Annotated in this window: 9 protein-coding genes; all 9 read right to left on the bottom strand. The window is 64.2% G+C overall.

Annotated elements, in window-relative coordinates; all coding sequences use genetic code 11:
* Positions 1 to 16: 16 nt before the first annotated feature.
* Positions 17 to 847, bottom strand: a complete 831-nt coding sequence (locus AC56LG_RS10115; protein ID WP_497165989.1) for a hypothetical protein — start codon at positions 845 to 847, stop codon at positions 17 to 19.
* A 4-nt stretch (positions 848 to 851) separates the two neighbouring features.
* A complete protein-coding gene (locus tag AC56LG_RS10110; protein WP_497165988.1) occupies positions 852 to 1,505 on the bottom strand; it encodes a DUF4376 domain-containing protein in 654 nt (217 codons plus the stop codon).
* A 4-nt stretch (positions 1,506 to 1,509) separates the two neighbouring features.
* Positions 1,510 to 2,292 (bottom strand): hypothetical protein, encoded by a 783-nt coding sequence (locus AC56LG_RS10105; RefSeq protein WP_497165987.1) that lies wholly within the window; start codon positions 2,290 to 2,292, stop codon positions 1,510 to 1,512.
* Positions 2,289 to 2,576 carry a hypothetical protein gene (locus tag AC56LG_RS10100; RefSeq protein ID WP_497165986.1) on the bottom strand — a complete coding sequence of 96 codons (288 nt, stop codon included), beginning with the start codon at positions 2,574 to 2,576 and terminating at the stop codon, positions 2,289 to 2,291. The genes AC56LG_RS10105 and AC56LG_RS10100 overlap by 4 nt, the downstream gene beginning before the upstream one ends.
* Entirely contained in the window at positions 2,567 to 4,726 is a 2,160-nt protein-coding gene (locus AC56LG_RS10095) for a hypothetical protein (RefSeq protein WP_497165985.1), read from the bottom strand. The genes AC56LG_RS10100 and AC56LG_RS10095 overlap by 10 nt, the downstream gene beginning before the upstream one ends.
* A complete protein-coding gene (locus tag AC56LG_RS10090; RefSeq protein ID WP_497165984.1) occupies positions 4,723 to 6,294 on the bottom strand; it encodes a hypothetical protein in 1,572 nt (523 codons plus the stop codon). The genes AC56LG_RS10095 and AC56LG_RS10090 overlap by 4 nt, the downstream gene beginning before the upstream one ends.
* Entirely contained in the window at positions 6,291 to 6,953 is a 663-nt protein-coding gene (locus AC56LG_RS10085) for a hypothetical protein (protein ID WP_497165983.1), read from the bottom strand. Before AC56LG_RS10085 ends, AC56LG_RS10090 begins: the two co-directional genes overlap by 4 nt.
* Positions 6,953 to 9,511, bottom strand: coding sequence for a glycine-rich domain-containing protein (locus AC56LG_RS10080; RefSeq protein WP_497165982.1), 2,559 nt, complete (start codon positions 9,509 to 9,511; stop codon positions 6,953 to 6,955). Before AC56LG_RS10080 ends, AC56LG_RS10085 begins: the two co-directional genes overlap by 1 nt.
* 160 nt (positions 9,512 to 9,671) lie before the next feature.
* The gene (locus tag AC56LG_RS10075) at positions 9,672 to 14,870 is read right to left on the bottom strand and encodes a tape measure protein (protein WP_497165981.1); all 5,199 of its coding nucleotides are present in this window, start codon (positions 14,868 to 14,870) and stop codon (positions 9,672 to 9,674) included.
* Position 14,871: the final 1 nt, after the last annotated feature.

The following is a 14,871-nucleotide window of genomic DNA, read 5'->3' as shown; positions in this document are numbered from 1 at the left end:
GATTCGAGCGTGTGTCCTACATGCTCTCCCACTCCAAAGTGGTAGCGTGCTGCGCGAAGTTCGGTCGGCGCATTGCAGAAGTTTGCACCAGGGCGCCGTACATCCGGTGAGCGCGCGATCGCTCGGCCGACGGATCGCCCGGGTACAGGTCGATGATGCTTGGCCCGTCGATGTCGTTGGCCACCTGCATGTCGCAGATGAACGAGCGATCGCGCTCGGTCATGGTGTCCAAGTTGATTGACAGCTTCCATCGCTTGGTGCCCTTCACCGAGCGCCGATCCCCTGCATCCGTGTAGTACGAGGTCCCGGTGCTGACCGGCGTCCGTGCCGGGTCGTATGACGCGTTTTCGTCAGGGGAGAAAGCTTCGCCCACGAAGATCCGCGACAGCTCGAGGTAGCCCTGCAGGCTGCCCGGGTCCTTGAGCCGGATGACCAAGCGCCTGACGCTGGTGTTGTTGAACCAGGCGAAGGCGTGTGCACCACCGCCCCAGGCATACGCACTGGCCGCGCTGACGGGCGTCCAGGGCGGGAGGAGTTCGCGTGGCCGGGCTGGGCAGGCAAGCTGCACGCCCGTGTCGAGCACCTTGGTGACGCCCGTCTTGTCGGAGTAGCCGAACACTTCGATCGTCGTCGCCGGCGAGCCGTTACACCAGGGGAAGTGCACTCCACCGATGCGCTCGGCGACGTCCCAGGTCATGACGATTTCGATGCTGGTACCGGTCGCGCGGCAAACGTTCGACTTCGTATCGTTCAGCATCGCGGCCGCCGACATCCCGGGTGCGACTGGGGACGCCGACAGGGACGCCCGGGACGCGACGTTTTTATTCATGATGATCAGGTTAGGCATCGGGTCACCACACAATCGCGTCGAGTTGTTCGGCGGTTGCCGCGTCGACCTGCTCTCGCAGCTGCTCGTTCTTGGTCAGCGCCTCCTGCCTGGCCGCCGCAGCGTCGCGCCCGATCTGCTGGGTCTGGGCCGCGGTGTGCGGGCGCCGCGCCCAGACATCGTCGACGTCCATGCACCACAGCGGCGTCGTCCAGTTCCCGGGCAAATTCGGCATCAGGGAGTCGGTCACCGAGGCGAGCAGATTGTCTTGGTCCTGCTTTTTTGCTGGGTAGTAGTAAGGCTCACCCAGGGCGTCCGACCGGAAGCCGTTCATGATGGCCAGGCTGCAGCACGAATTGAGCACCGCGATCTTGCGGGCCTTGCTCGCGGCGAGCCCGATCGGGCCATGAGGGACGACGGTTCCGCCGGCGAACTTGCTCTCGGCTGCACTGACCAGCCAGGCCTCGACGTGGTCGATGATCGGGCCGGCGAGCCCCTGCAGCGGGACGATGATGTTCGTGTTGTCCAGGTTGCCATGTCCGCTGATAAACGACTGTTCACTGGCATAGCTTCGGACCTCAGCCCTGGCTTGATCGCCCTGGGCCTGGATGCTCAGTTGAGTGACCACATGGACGAGGGTCGTGGCGCCGACCTGGGCGATGAGTTCTTTATGGATCATGGTGTCAGTCGTAAAGTGAGGCGTTAATCATGGGCAGCAATAGCCCGTCTGTATTTCCGAAAGTCTGGTCTTCGTCGTAGCCACCGCGTGACCTTGGGTTAGAAGCATTCACTTCCATGTTGTAGGCCAGCAGCATGCGAGTGAAAATGGCGCCCCCCGAATACTTGATCACTCCAAGCCAAGACTGCGCTGTCGCCATTTCGTTCGGCTGGTTCAAATATCCGTCGAACTGTTCGGCGTGCCGCGTCACATGCGGTACCAGGAATGCCCGCTTGCCGCCGATTCCCAAGCCAACATTGCGATCCCAACCGTACGGATATGAAACGTTCGACCCGATGCCTTCGATTGCCAGGTGAAGAGCCCCGCTATCGAACAGCAGCTTGCCGCTGGCAGGGTCCCAAGTGCGCAGGGCCGGATTGACCCCGGAGTGATTGACGTGGCCCAAGGCAAAAACATAGCCTTCGGGGACGCCGTTGATAAATGCCCCGGGCGGGCAAAGCGCGAACATACCCGCGTTTGGAGTGCCGCTCGCGCCGGCGTTCATAAACGGAGACGGGATATACCACCAGACGTCAGCCGGAAGGGTCCAGAAGATAACGACATTCCGGCCGCCGAAGTCGGGGGCGAGACCGGAGTAACTTCGCGACTGAAAGCCCTGTTCGGCTCCCTGTTGCGAACGGATGTTATCGTCCCTGGTAACGATCTTGCCGATGAACTGGGGCACCATGTGGGTACCATCCACCACCACCCTATTCGCGTCATTGCGGATTTGGAAAACGTTCGTCATTCGGCAAACACCATAAGGGTTGCGGGGCCACTCACATTCTTAACCTCCAACTGGTTCAACGTGATGTAGGGGACACCCCATCCGTCGACGCCGGTCGTCCAGGTGAATGCGCCGGCTTGCACCTGGTAGACGCGGAGGACCATACCGATCGCGTTCGAATAATATTTCGTGAAGCTCCCCTGGCCTGGGCTGGCCGAAAGCATCTCAACGAAAACGCCGCCGGCGCCCTGGGCCGCCGCCACCGGCGTACCGTCAGCCTTCCAGGTGATCAGTCCTATCCCCATAGCGAGTCGTCTCCCAGAAGAACTCTCCGGTTGTTAAACTGGTCGAACATGACCGTGCCAAGTTGGGTAGTGACCACGCGCTGGCCCGAAGCAGCGGACTGAATCCGGGCCGCCGTGCAGGTGCCTAAGTCCGCGCTGATTGCAGAGAGCTGGGCTACGTTCATCCTGTTGGCCTCGATCGACCTCACGTCGATCCGGTCACCGCTGAGGTTGTAAATGAAGGCGCTGTCCATGTAGGCACCTGGGGGATACCACCGGCCGTTGATTTCCGTCCAGGTGGTGCGCACCACGAACGGCACTTGCTTGGGAATGCCAGCCCCGGCCGGCGCCGCGACGAAGAAGGTGTTCGCGCGCACGCCGAAATCGACGCGGCCGCCGCCACCGAGCAACTCGGTGCCGCCCACGACGCCATCCGCTTCTACCTGGACGCTGTATTTCGCCTGCACCTGGCCCACCGCATCGACTGCAGCCTGCGCCTGGACCTGCACCGCGGCGAACTTAGTAACCAGCCCGGTGCTCGGGTCCGAAACAGTCGCCTGCACAGTGGAAATCTGCCGAGCAAGCGATCCTGTTTCGTTGGCGCGCGTGGTGGCCTCGTTCTGAATGGCGGCCGTATTCTGTCCGGACGATGCCACCACAGTGTCGATCCGCGACGACAGGGCGCCGTCGGCATTGGCCCTGGTCTGCGCTTCGCTGGCGATCGCCGCGGTGTTCCCCGATGCCGCGGCGACCACCGTATCAATACGGGTTGACAGCGCGCCGTCCGCGCTCACCCGAGCATTGCGCTCTTCCACCACCGCAGCGTTCGCACCGCCAGAGGATGCGACGATCGAATCGATCCGGGACGACATGGCGCCGTCGGCATCTGCGCGCGCCCGCTGCTCAGCCAAGATCGCTGCGGCGTTCCCTGAGGCCGTCGCGACGACGGCATCGATCCGGGTCGAGAGCGCACCGTCGGCATTGACACGGGCCGTACGCTCCTCTACCACTGCCGCGTTCGCGCCGCCGGCTGATGCAACAACCGTGTCGATCCTCGTGGACAGTGCACCATCAGCATCCGCACGGGCCCGTTGCTCAGCCAGGATGGCCGCGGTGTTTCCGGACGCTGTCGCGACGACGGAATCGATCCGTGTACCCAGGGCGCCGTCAGCGTTGGCCCGGGTGGTTTGCTCGGAGGCGATCGCCGCAGCATTGCCGTTAACATTCGAAACGACCGTGTCGATCCGTGACGAGAGGAAGCCATCGGCATCCTCTCGCGTGAAGGCTTCAGACTCGATCCCGCTCCTGCGCGCGGCTGCTTCGGCGGCCAACGCCTGGGCGCGGGCGCCGGCCTCGGCGGCGACTGCCTCGGCACGGGCGGCAGCCTCCTGCGCAACCCGGTAGGCGACGCTGCCAACGGTCGCGGCCGAGTCCGTAATCAGGTTGATTTTCTGGCCGAGATCCTGGTGAAGCTGGGATTCCGTAATTTCGTTTTGCAGCAGCTCAAGCAGGTATTCCGCGTCCGTGCCGGCGGTACCAAGCGTCCCGGCCTCGGAATTAAAGGGGCCGACCACGTTCGCCTTCGAGACGTAGCGAATCCAGTAGTAGAACGAGCCGCCGGCGCCGATGCCATCGACGAAGGTGCGCGCCAGGCCCGCGGTCGACCCGATCGCCGCGGCCGCACTCCGGTCGTTGGTCAGCGCGCGCCAAATTTCGACGGCGCCGATGTTGACGTTATTGGTCGGGTTCCAGCGCAGCTGGATGCTGGCCAGCGTCCCCGCGGTGGCCAGGCCAGCGGGCGCCGGCGGTACGGAAGCATCGAACGCCAGTTGTTTGGTGATGAACTGCCGGGCGACGTGCGGCTCGCCCTGGTACGTGACGGTGGCCACGACCTCGCACGTCGGCCCCATCATCGCCGCCGGCACCAGGGTAGCGACGTCGCCGTCGACCGTGAGCGGCGTGCCGTTGTCGGTCGAGAACTCGACCGTGCCCCCTTCGAAGCCGACCCGGCTTGCAATGAACACAATCGCCGACGGGGTAACGGTTGCATCGAGCGCGACCACGAAAGCGCGATCGCTGGCACTCAGGTTCAGGCGCCGCGCGTACGCCTGGGCATAGCGCGACGGCGCCGCCTGCAGCAGCCGGTCGATGGGATTGATGAATGGGATCATTTCAGGAACCTGATGGTGACGTTGCGCGTCCACCAGTTGCGCTTGATGGAGATGATCTGGGCCTGGACGCCGGCGATCATGCCGTCCAGCTCGTGGTAGACGACCAGGCCTGCGCCGATGGCCAGCAGCAGCAGATCCGGGGTGCCTTCAAATTCGTAGATGTCGCGACCAGGACCCCACAGCGCGTTCAAGCGGTCGGCTTCGGCCTCGGCATCCTCTTGCAGGAGCAGCATCGTCGGGCGCATCGTGGCAGTGCCCGGCAGCTTGGAATCGCGCATCACGTCCGGACGGGTCCGGAGCACCGTCAGTGGCCATTCCTTCGCGAACAAGGCAAGGTGTTCAGCCGGCACATTGCTCGACAGGCCCGGCTGCGGGGTCCAGTTCTTGCAGTATCCCAACTCGACCGCCGCCACCGGATCGATGTGCTGGACGTGCTTCAAAGTCCCGCCGACCATGTGCTCGGCACGGATCTCGGTCGCGGACCCGGCCGCCGGCAGCGCGATCTGGATCAGCTGTAGCTTGCCGTTCAGCGTCGGCACGAGCTGGGCACCGACGCTGCTGGCCAGCATGGCGCACGCGGCGATGACGTTCAGACTTTCGCGCACGTGCAGTCCGACCGGCTGCTGGTTGGCGGCGTCGAAGGCGGCGAAATTGATCGCGTCGATGTTGGCCAAGCTGTAACGATCGGCGTACTTGCCGTACCCGGTGATGAAGCGCTGCACCAGGGTCGCGATGGTCTTGCGGAAAACACCGCCGAACTTGTCGCCCTGTACCGTTGCGGTGATGTTGGAAGTCTCGTTGAAAGCGGTCAGCTTCGCTTTGCCCGTGCTCTCGGAGACGATCACCTGCTCGGTAATCGGCAGCGCGTTGGCGCGGGTCTCGGGGATGCCTTCGATCGGACCATCGTGCCACTGCCGCTCGAGCGCGTTGGCGTCGCTCCACTCACCTGCCGGGTTGAAGCATTCACCGAACGTATTGGGGATCAGGAGGTTGGCGTTCGAGCCATTGCCGCCGAACGTGCGCTCGCTGAGCGGGTAGTTCAGGCCTTCCGTCATGTCGCGCATGCGCAAGACAAACTTACCCCTGCCCTTGCGCACCAGGCCCGCGGTATGGCCGACGAAGATATTGCGGTAGTCGGCACGCGCCCAGGTCTGGTCGCCCACGACCGCCACGATCTCATCGGCCCAGATATAGCTGACGTAGGCCTCGTTCACACCGTTCGTGTTGTCGATCTCGAAGTCGCCGGCCGAGAGCTCGGCGGCCGACGTCAGCGACATAGCCTCCTCGAACGGGATGCTGGCCGAGATGAGCGGCGCGTAGAACACCGGGTTGCTCGTGCCAGCAGTGGTATAGCCGTTAGTCGACCAGCAGAACCTGATGCGCACGCCATCGACGAGCGCCCAGGTCTCGACCAGGATGTTCGTGATCGCAGCATCGCTTTTCAGCCAGGCGGCGAAGTCGGCGTCGCTGACGGTGCGCACGACCTCGACCGGGTCCGGCATGGCCGGGCTATCGAACACCACGCTGCCGTCTGGCGCATACGACGATTCAAAAATCAGCGTCGTCATGCGGTCACCTGGACGCGGCTCAGGATGGTCGTCAGTCCATCAGGATCGGACAATGCGAGCATGTACCAGCCTACCGGTACCGTGGCGGCAGGTACACGGATCTCGAGCAGCGGCGAGCCGGGCGTCATCACCTTGATGCCCTTTGCAACCGGCGCATTGAATCCCGACGGCAGCAGCTGGGCGAAAACAGACCAATGGACGACTGCGAGGTTGAGATGCAATTCGCCTTTGCGCGTGCCCAGCTTGACGCGGATGTAATTGTCCGTTCCGCCGCCAGCCGCAGGCGCATCCGTCTTCGCGGCGATCGTCAGCGGCGCCGAGACGTTTCCGCTCGTGTCGACGCAGCGCACGTCGACCTGGTACGTTGAGTGCGAATCGAGGCCTGCGAAGGTATGTGCCTTGGCTGTCTCTTCAGCAGCAGTGGCGGCCGCGTACGGTCCGCTGCCGCCGAGCCTGTACTCGCGTCGAGCCACGCCGACGTTGTCGGCACTGGTCGTGCCGGCCCAGCTGACTGTGATCGAGCTTGAGGTCGCGGTGTAGGTCAGCGTGCCGATGAAGCTCGGCGGCGTGCTATCCACAACAGGTGCTGACGTCGCATCAGGGTCGCGCAACACGATGTCCGAACCTGATTCAATTTCATAGAGGTAGATGTCGGTCATTACGGTGCCGTCGCTCGACGAACGCGGGTTGCGCCGGTTGCACCATTGCCGGAGCGTAGTGTGTTGCTACGCTGCCCGCCGCCAGCGGCGCCCGTGCCTGGCGTTGCATCAGCAGGCACAGCGCCTAGGCCGCCAGGAGCACCTGCCCCATCGACATAGGTGCCCAAGGTGGCAGAACTGCCGCCCACTGCCCCAGGGCCACCACCACCGTAACGCTTGCCCCACACCTCAATGCCAGGGCCGCCGTTGCCGCCCTTGCTCAGAGCCGCGTCGCCGCCTGGCCCGCCTGCACCGCCACCGCCACCGCCGGCGCGCTCGGCGTTGGTTCCAGAGCCGAAACCTGCGCCGCCGGCGTTGCCTTGCCCTGCGGTTCCTGCTGCGCCCGGATATGGACCGCTTCCGCCGCCGCCGCCGCCGCCCGATCCGCCCGTATTGGCGGATGATCCCGATGTAGTGCCACCACCTGCGCCGCCGCCGAGAACCGACAGCAGATTGCCCAGTGACGTGTCAGTGCCATTGTTCCCGCGCAGAACGCCAACGACGCCAATGCCGCCCTGCCCGATAGTTACGCGGTGCGTCCCTGCTGGGATGTAAATGCGCTCTTTCTTCCAGCCGCCTGCGGCTGCGCCACCGCCGCAGCCCGTCCCCCCGTTACCGCCGGAAGCACCGCCACCGATCATGAACACATCGGCCCAGCCGCCTTCAGTGACAACGAAATCCGTATCGACCAGGATTTCCCATTCGCCGTCGGCGCCGGCAGGCTCCGTGTACGTCCCGCCGGTTGCCTGCAGCCTGGTGGCGACAGCAATGTCCTGCGTCTTGAAGCTGGCCGAACTCAGAACCGCCGATTCGTTGCCGCTAGCATCGCGGTGCAAGAAATGCGTGTAGTAAGTCGTCGATGAGGACAGGCCGGTTTCGTTGTACGACTTGGCGCCCGCCGAGGTAATGGCCTGCGATGCGCCTGCCTTGACTTGCGCAGCGGTGGCGGTGCTGCTGGTCGAGATCAGACGGTATAGCGTGCCTTCGCCCGTGTCGGTAGTCACGCCGGTAGTTGCGGTTGTGATGCCCGTAGCCGTGCCGGTCGGCAGGGTCAGCTTTGGTGCCGTCGTGTCAGCAGCCGGCCCGTTCAGGCTGCAGGTGAATGCGTAATCCATCAGCACACTGTCGTCGGCCGCAGCCTTGCTCACTACATGCACACCGATGGTGTCGCCACCGTTATCAGCAATGTCCACGTACGCGTAATTGCTCGTGGCAGTTTGCGCGACAGGACCAAACGTGTAGGGTCCGCCTTTCGTCGTGTACGTGCTGTGCATCGCACCGATATTGAATACCGGGATAGGGCAACCGCCGCCAGTCGCAAGGTCATAGCCCGAGTGATACGCTGCCGCATGCATATCGCCCGAGAAAACAAATACTCGGCCCGCCATGCCGGCGGCTTTGATGTAGTCGGCCAGCTCGGCTTGTTCCACCTGGTACGGCCCCCAGCTACTGCCGACAAATGGCGAACTGCTGCACCAAATTACAATCTGGCCAGCCGCCTTAGCTGCCGTGATGTGGTTCTTGAAACGCTGTTTCTGCGCGTCGCCCATCATCTTTCGGGTGGACACATTGCCAGTGCTGACGGTCCACCTATCCGCGCGCAAGTCGCTCATGATGACCTTGACCCGTCCGAAAACGTGCACATGGTCGACCGGGTCGGTAATGACATCCGACTGCGGCGTAACAGGTACGCGACGACGGAACGCCTCAACAGACGGATTACGGAATGCCAGCGGGACGCCGCTTGCGTCGAGCCCGGTCAAGTCGTTGTCGCCAAAATCGTGATCGTCGTAGATGTACAGCGTGTTAATTTCCCGCATCGTCTGATGACGCGTGGCTGCACCGCTCGCAGTCGACAGAACTGACTCATACTTGCCGAGGTGGTTAGCCACATCGGTCGAGGTGCTGTCGGCGTACGTGATGTCCCCGATGTGCAGAAACGCAGCTGGGCGCGGCGACAGCTCGCGGATCGCCTGCCAGGCCGGCCAGCCTGCCGTAGATCCGGAGGTATGGTTCGAGCAGCAGCCGACCGCGAGCCTGAAGCTTTTGGCCACGCCGACAGGGGGAAGCGTACGGAATCGCCCTTTGGTAACAGTATCGCGAACGCCGTCGATCTCAACAGCGTAGTGGTAGTCCTTGTCGGGCGACAGGCCTGCAATCGACAATTTGGCGATGCGATAAGTAGGGTCCGGTGCGACGACGAAGCCCTTGACCGGGTTCGACAGGTCGGCACTTTCCGACACGACCAGGCGGGCCTGATTCGCGGTCTTGGTCGTGTTCATGCGCGCCGAGACGAGAACGCCGTCGACCCGAGGCTCGCCCGTCCACATGTTTTTGACAGTCGTACCATCGCCGACCGGGACTTCTTCATCCGGCACCACGACTGGGTCAGCCGCACCAGCAAGATCGCGGCGGGTCATACCCGCCAGGTAAGGCGGACCGGCCTTGAACGCGAGAGCGAAATAGTCCGCGGTCGTATCCGGAACAGTTACCGAATAATTGCCCTGGGCGTCGGCCACTGCGCTACCGATGTAGGCCCTGGTCGAGGTACGGTACACCTCGACTGTTGCGCCGGACAAAGGTGCATTTGATGATGCGCGCGCTACTCCCGTTACCTTTGGCATTACGTGAATTCCCTAGAATTGATTGGTTTTTTTTGAAATTTGTTGCTGCGGCGACTTACCGTGGCGCGACACGGCTTGGGTTGGCGACGATATGGGCGACCTCTTCCAGCGCGGCTTCCATGCTCTTTTCGAAGCCCTTGCCAGCGTCTTCAGTTGCGCCGGTCATCGCCTCCGTCTGCCGCTCCGCATCGCGCCGGCGCCCCTTGGCTTCCTCGAGCAAATAATCCAGGGTGCGCTGCATCTTTTCGTTGGCCTCGCGCTGCGCCTTGAGCTCGGCCGCCAGCACGCCAGCCGCCTCGCCCGAACTGGCCGCATACCGCTGCACGTCGAACAGGGGCGCGACCACCGGCCCGCCCACGGACTGATTGGCGATCGCCTGCTGGATGGCGGCGGCGGTGTCGTTCAACTGGGCGATGCCGACCACCTGCTTGTCGAGCGCGGACAGCTGCCGCTGCGCGTCGGTCATCTGCTGGCCGGCGATCGCGGCCAGGCGGCCCATGTCGCCCATCACCTTCGACTTGTCGCCGACGAAGGCTGCGCTCGATGCGTTGATGACCTGGGAGGCCGTCAGGAACGCCGTGGCGGCGCTTTGGGCGGCCGACGCGGCTGCGGAGTCCGACGGGTCCGCCTCGGCCTTCCTGAGCGCTTCTGTGTACTGCCGCTGGGTTTCCAGGTACTTTTCCATCGGGGTCAGCGTCGACAGCGTGCCCACCAGCAGCGAATCGCGGTATGCCAAGGTGCTCGCCTGGGTAGCGCCCAGGCGCTCCACGGTGCCCTTGAGCGCTTCGGATGCGGCTTCGGTGGTGGCCTTCAGGTCACGCTGCAAGGCGATCTGGTCGAACAGCGCGCGGTTGCTCGGGTCGATAGCCAGGCGCGCCTTGGCCTGCAGCTGCGCCGACGTCATGGTCAGTTCGTCCCATTCGCTTTGCAGGTCGGCGCGCTCGTCGGCGATGTCCTGGGCGGACCGGGACAGGTCTTTGGCCTGCGCGGTCACTTTGGCGAACGCGCTCTCCAGATCCATCAGCTGCGCGAACTGCTGCTGCTCGGCCGCGGTGACCAGCTTCAGGCCCAGCACGTGGTTCTTGAATTCCTCCCGGGTGTCGATGTAACCCAGGTTCATCTTGGCCAGCTGGTCCGTCACGTACTTCTGCAGCGGCGCCAGACGTTCCTGCTCGGTGAGGAAGTTCTCGCCGAACGATGCTGCCTTGCCGGCGAGCGAGTCGATGCCGCCGGCTAGCTGGATCAGGTTTTCGCGCGCGGCGATGCTGGCCAGACCGGTCGCACCGAACTCCATGCCGATCGAGCGCAAGGTACCGTCCAGGTTCGCGTAATTGGCCGAGATCCGCACCAGGGTTTCGAGGTAGCCCTCTCCCACCTTCTGGAATTGCGACAGTCCCTGCACGCCCCAGCGCGCCATGTCGTCGCCGACTTTGGAAAACACGGACTCGAGCTCTTTCTGGATCTCGTCGGCGTCCATGTCCTTGATGCTGATCTTGCCGACGTTGACCACGAAGCTGGACAGGCGCGCGTTGAACTGGTCGCTCTCCAGGCCGAGGAGTGAGCCAGCCTGCGCGACGGCGTCGGCCATCGTGGTGATGACCTGGCCGAACTGCTGGTTCATCTCTTCACCGAGGCTGGACAGTTCCGTGCGGCGCTTGTCGCTGTGGAACCAGCCACCGTCCTTCTTGATGTCGGTGTAGCTTTGGGCATTAATGCCACCGGCCTGGATGTCGGCGAGGCGGGCCGAACCCATCGTCAAGCCGACGTCTTCCACGGTTTGCTTGCCCCCGAAGACTTTGCTCGCCGCCTTGCCCAGGAAGCTCCCACCAATGGCGCCCAGCAGGCCGCCGAGGACCAGGCCAATCGGACCGCCGAGAGCCGCGCCGGCCGACATGAACGATCCCATACCGATCGAGGTGCCCAGCGCGGCGCCGGCCAGGCCGCCGCCAATGGTCCCGGCAACGCTCAGGCCGACGTTGTCCCATTTGCTTTTCTGGTTCAGCGAGCCGTAGTCGGTACCCGTCAGGCCGTTCTGCGCCATGAGGTTGCCCAGACCGCCGAGGGACGATTCGATGTTTTGCAGCGACCGGAGCATGCCAGCGGTGTAGTTCAGTTCGATGCTGGAATTCGATGCCGCCAGCTCGAGCGATCGCGCGATTGATTCCGACTTGGCCGATGGCTTACCCAGCACCGAGCCCGTACCTTGGGCCTCCTGATGGGACTCGGCCAGGCTCTTGCCACCACCGCCAAGACTGCCCATCATCTTGGCGCCGATGGCGACGACGGCGGCCAGGGTAGCGGCGCCGGCGGCAATATTCAGCGGGAACGGCATCGACGCGATCGCCTTGACCACGGCCGTCACGCCCCAGGCGCTGGCCTGGGTACCAGCCATCGCCGTCGACGCCGCGGTCGATGTGCCCTCGGCGGCGGTCTGGGTCGCTTTCGAAGCGACGAACAGGCCGGTGAAGGCCGTCAGCAAGCCGGACTTCTCGACCATGCTCTTGATCGACATCGCCATTTCATAGGCCCGGAACGCCTTCTCGGCGCCTTCCATCACCTTGTAGCCGGCGGTATTCTCCTTGAAGAAGCCCTTTGCGGCCTTGGCCATGTCGCCGTACTGGCGGATCTGGGCCGAGGCTGCGGCCTGGCTGGCCCGGATCTCGGCCGCCTTGATCTTGACCGGGTCGTTGGCCGCATCCTTCTTTTCGGCGGCCAGCTGCGCGGCGATCGCCGCCTGCGCACGGCCGTATCCGCTCAAGGCGGTGGTCATGTCGCCGATTGCCGAGCCGACGCGGCCGAACGATTCCGCCATGCCGGCAGCTGCCGACCTGGTGACCTCGTCGATCGACGTCATGATGTCCAGCAGCTCTTTCGCCTTGGTGACGTCGGACCCGCGCTCGAGCACGTCCAGCTTGCCGACAGCAGTCATGTTGCGGCGCTTCGCCGCGATCATCCGCTCCAGCTGGGCGACCTCTTCGGCGTCGAGCTCGAGCGCCGCGCGCTGCGCGAGACGGTCCTCGAGGCGGGCCAGCGTCAGCTGCTCGATCTGCAGTTTAGTCATACCGTAGGTGGCGACCAACTCCTCGTTGGCCGTTACCTCGCCCATCACCGCGGCGTAGGCGCTGTTGCGGTCATCGTTTAGTTCCTGCACGGCTTTCTTGACGTTAGCCGCCGATACCAGCGCGGCGTCCTGCGCGGCGACGACGGCGATCTGCGCCCGGGCAGCCTCAATGTGGTCCTTCGACAGCTTGTTCTTGCCCGTGCCGATCGCCGCGTCCAGCTGGATCGTCATCTTCTGGGCGTCGGTCATTTTCGAGTAGCCGGCCGCCTCGAGCTCGTTGGCCGCGATCTTTTCCCGGATCGACGTCATCAGCGTGGCGTAGGCGCTCGCCTCCTGCTTTACGGTGGCGGCGGCACCCTTGTCGGCATGCTTGGCACGCACGAACTTTTCCATTTCCGGCGTTACGCGGCCATACTCTTTTCGCAGCTCTTCCAGCTCGTATTTGATTTTATCGGCGGCAGTCCCGTTCTTGCCCAGCCACTCGGCATATTTGGGCGCAAACGCCAGGTCCTTGTTCTTTTGCTGCTCAGCAGTAAGGTTCGCCATTTCCTGAGTGACCACATTGAGGCGGCCGCCCCAGACGCGCAGCATTTCGGTCTTGGTCACGACGTCGAGGTCGGTTTGCTTCGAGATACGGTTGATCTCGGCGAGGATCTGCTCGCGCTTCTTCTCGCCATCCGTCGCCGGCGCCGCAGCAGGCGTCATGCCCTTGGCGGCCAGTTCGTTGCGTTCCTTCAGCTTGTCGATTTGCTTCTGGAGGTTCGCCAGGTAATCGTCAATCTCCTCCGCGAGCGTGCTGGTGACCTTCTTCTCCGCCTCGGAGCCTTTATCGCCCCATACCTGCCAGGCCATCGCGCCGACACCCAGCAAGGTGACGATCGCGCCGATCGGGCCGCCCAGGAACGCGACGGCGCCGCGCAGGATGCCCATCGCGCGCGCACCGATGGTGGCGGCCGCAGCCTGGGCACCAAGAGCCACCGTGTGGGCATTTGCTGCAACGGTCGCGGCATTGCCGGCAACAGCCTGTGCGGCCAGCGCGACGGTATTGGCCTCGGCAAGCGCGATCGCGCGCGCTTGGGCCGGGATCAGGCCATTGGTGGCGATGGCGAGCGCGACCGCGCCCTCCGCCGCCAGCACCGACGCACGCAGCTCGGCGACACGGGCGTTCGCCAGCGTCATCTCGGAGGCGGTCGCGCGCACGTTCGCCTGCGCTTCGGCCAGCTTCGCGGCTGCCGAAACGGATGCGGCTTCGGTCGTTGCAACGGCAGATGCCAGCGTCGATGCAGCGTGGGCGCGGTTCGCCGTCACGGCGCTGTACGTGCTGGTGATCATGCCGCCCAGCCAGGTGGCGAGCTTCGCCGTGGTGACGGTGGCGACTGCGCCCGCGATAAGCGCGAGGTTGTCGGCCAGCAGGCCGATCGCGCCGGTCAGGGTGGCGACCGCGCCGCTGGCGTTCGCCTCCATGCCAATGAATTCCATGGCGTTGTTCTTCAGCACCGTGAAGGCGCCGCCGATGGTCTGGATCTGCTTTGCTTCCTCGCGCAGGGTCGCCAGGGCTTTGGGCAGCACGTCGGCCATGATCTTCGACGTGATCTCCCCGTTCTCGGCCATTTTCTTGAGCGCGCCAACAGGCACGCCAATGCCATCGGCCAAGGCCAGCATGAGGCGCGGGGCCGCCTCGTTGACAGCGTTGAATTCCTCACCGCGCAGGGTTCCCGAGGCGAAGGCCTGGGACAGCTGCAGCTGCGCCGACGCCGCTTCGGAGGCGGTCGCGCCCGACACCTTGAGCGACATGTTGACGACTTCGGTGATGGCGGCGACCTGCTTCTGGGTGGTGCCCAGTTCGCGCGTGCCGTTCGCGATGCGGGCGTAGAGCACACCCGTCGACGCCAAGCCTTGCTGGGCATCGTTGGCGATCCGCTTCACATCCGCATAGGCGGCGCCATACTCGCGCTGTGACTGGGTTGCCAGGCGTAGCTGCGCCGTGAACTTGGCATACTCGTCCGACATCTGGACGATCCCGGCGATGCCGGCGCCGATCCCGACCGAGGCGGCCAGGTTGCGCATGGCATTCTGGACGGTGTTCGACAGATTGCTCATCGTGCGCGCGACCGTGTCGATCTCGCGCCGGGATTCAGCGGCGCCGTCGACGCCGATGCGGATGATTGCTCCAGGGGTCCCGCTGTATGCCATA

The organism is Telluria sp. ZB2R32 (assembly GCF_059685715.1).
The sequence above is the reverse complement of the archived record's forward strand: the minus strand, read 5'-3'. Positions and strand labels throughout refer to the sequence as shown.

What these genes read in the sequence shown, in the direction of transcription:
- AC56LG_RS10075 (WP_497165981.1), bottom strand. Translation starts at nt 14,870, where the DNA reads ATGGCATACAGCGGGACCCCTGGAGCAATCATCCGCATCGGCGTCGAC.
- AC56LG_RS10115 (WP_497165989.1), bottom strand. Translation starts at nt 847, where the DNA reads ATGCCTAACCTGATCATCATGAATAAAAACGTCGCGTCCCGGGCGTCC.
- AC56LG_RS10105 (WP_497165987.1), bottom strand. Translation starts at nt 2,292, where the DNA reads ATGACGAACGTTTTCCAAATCCGCAATGACGCGAATAGGGTGGTGGTG.
- AC56LG_RS10090 (WP_497165984.1), bottom strand. Translation starts at nt 6,294, where the DNA reads ATGACGACGCTGATTTTTGAATCGTCGTATGCGCCAGACGGCAGCGTG.
- AC56LG_RS10085 (WP_497165983.1), bottom strand. Translation starts at nt 6,953, where the DNA reads ATGACCGACATCTACCTCTATGAAATTGAATCAGGTTCGGACATCGTG.
- AC56LG_RS10100 (WP_497165986.1), bottom strand. Translation starts at nt 2,576, where the DNA reads ATGGGGATAGGACTGATCACCTGGAAGGCTGACGGTACGCCGGTGGCG.
- AC56LG_RS10095 (WP_497165985.1), bottom strand. Translation starts at nt 4,726, where the DNA reads ATGATCCCATTCATCAATCCCATCGACCGGCTGCTGCAGGCGGCGCCG.
- AC56LG_RS10110 (WP_497165988.1), bottom strand. Translation starts at nt 1,505, where the DNA reads ATGATCCATAAAGAACTCATCGCCCAGGTCGGCGCCACGACCCTCGTC.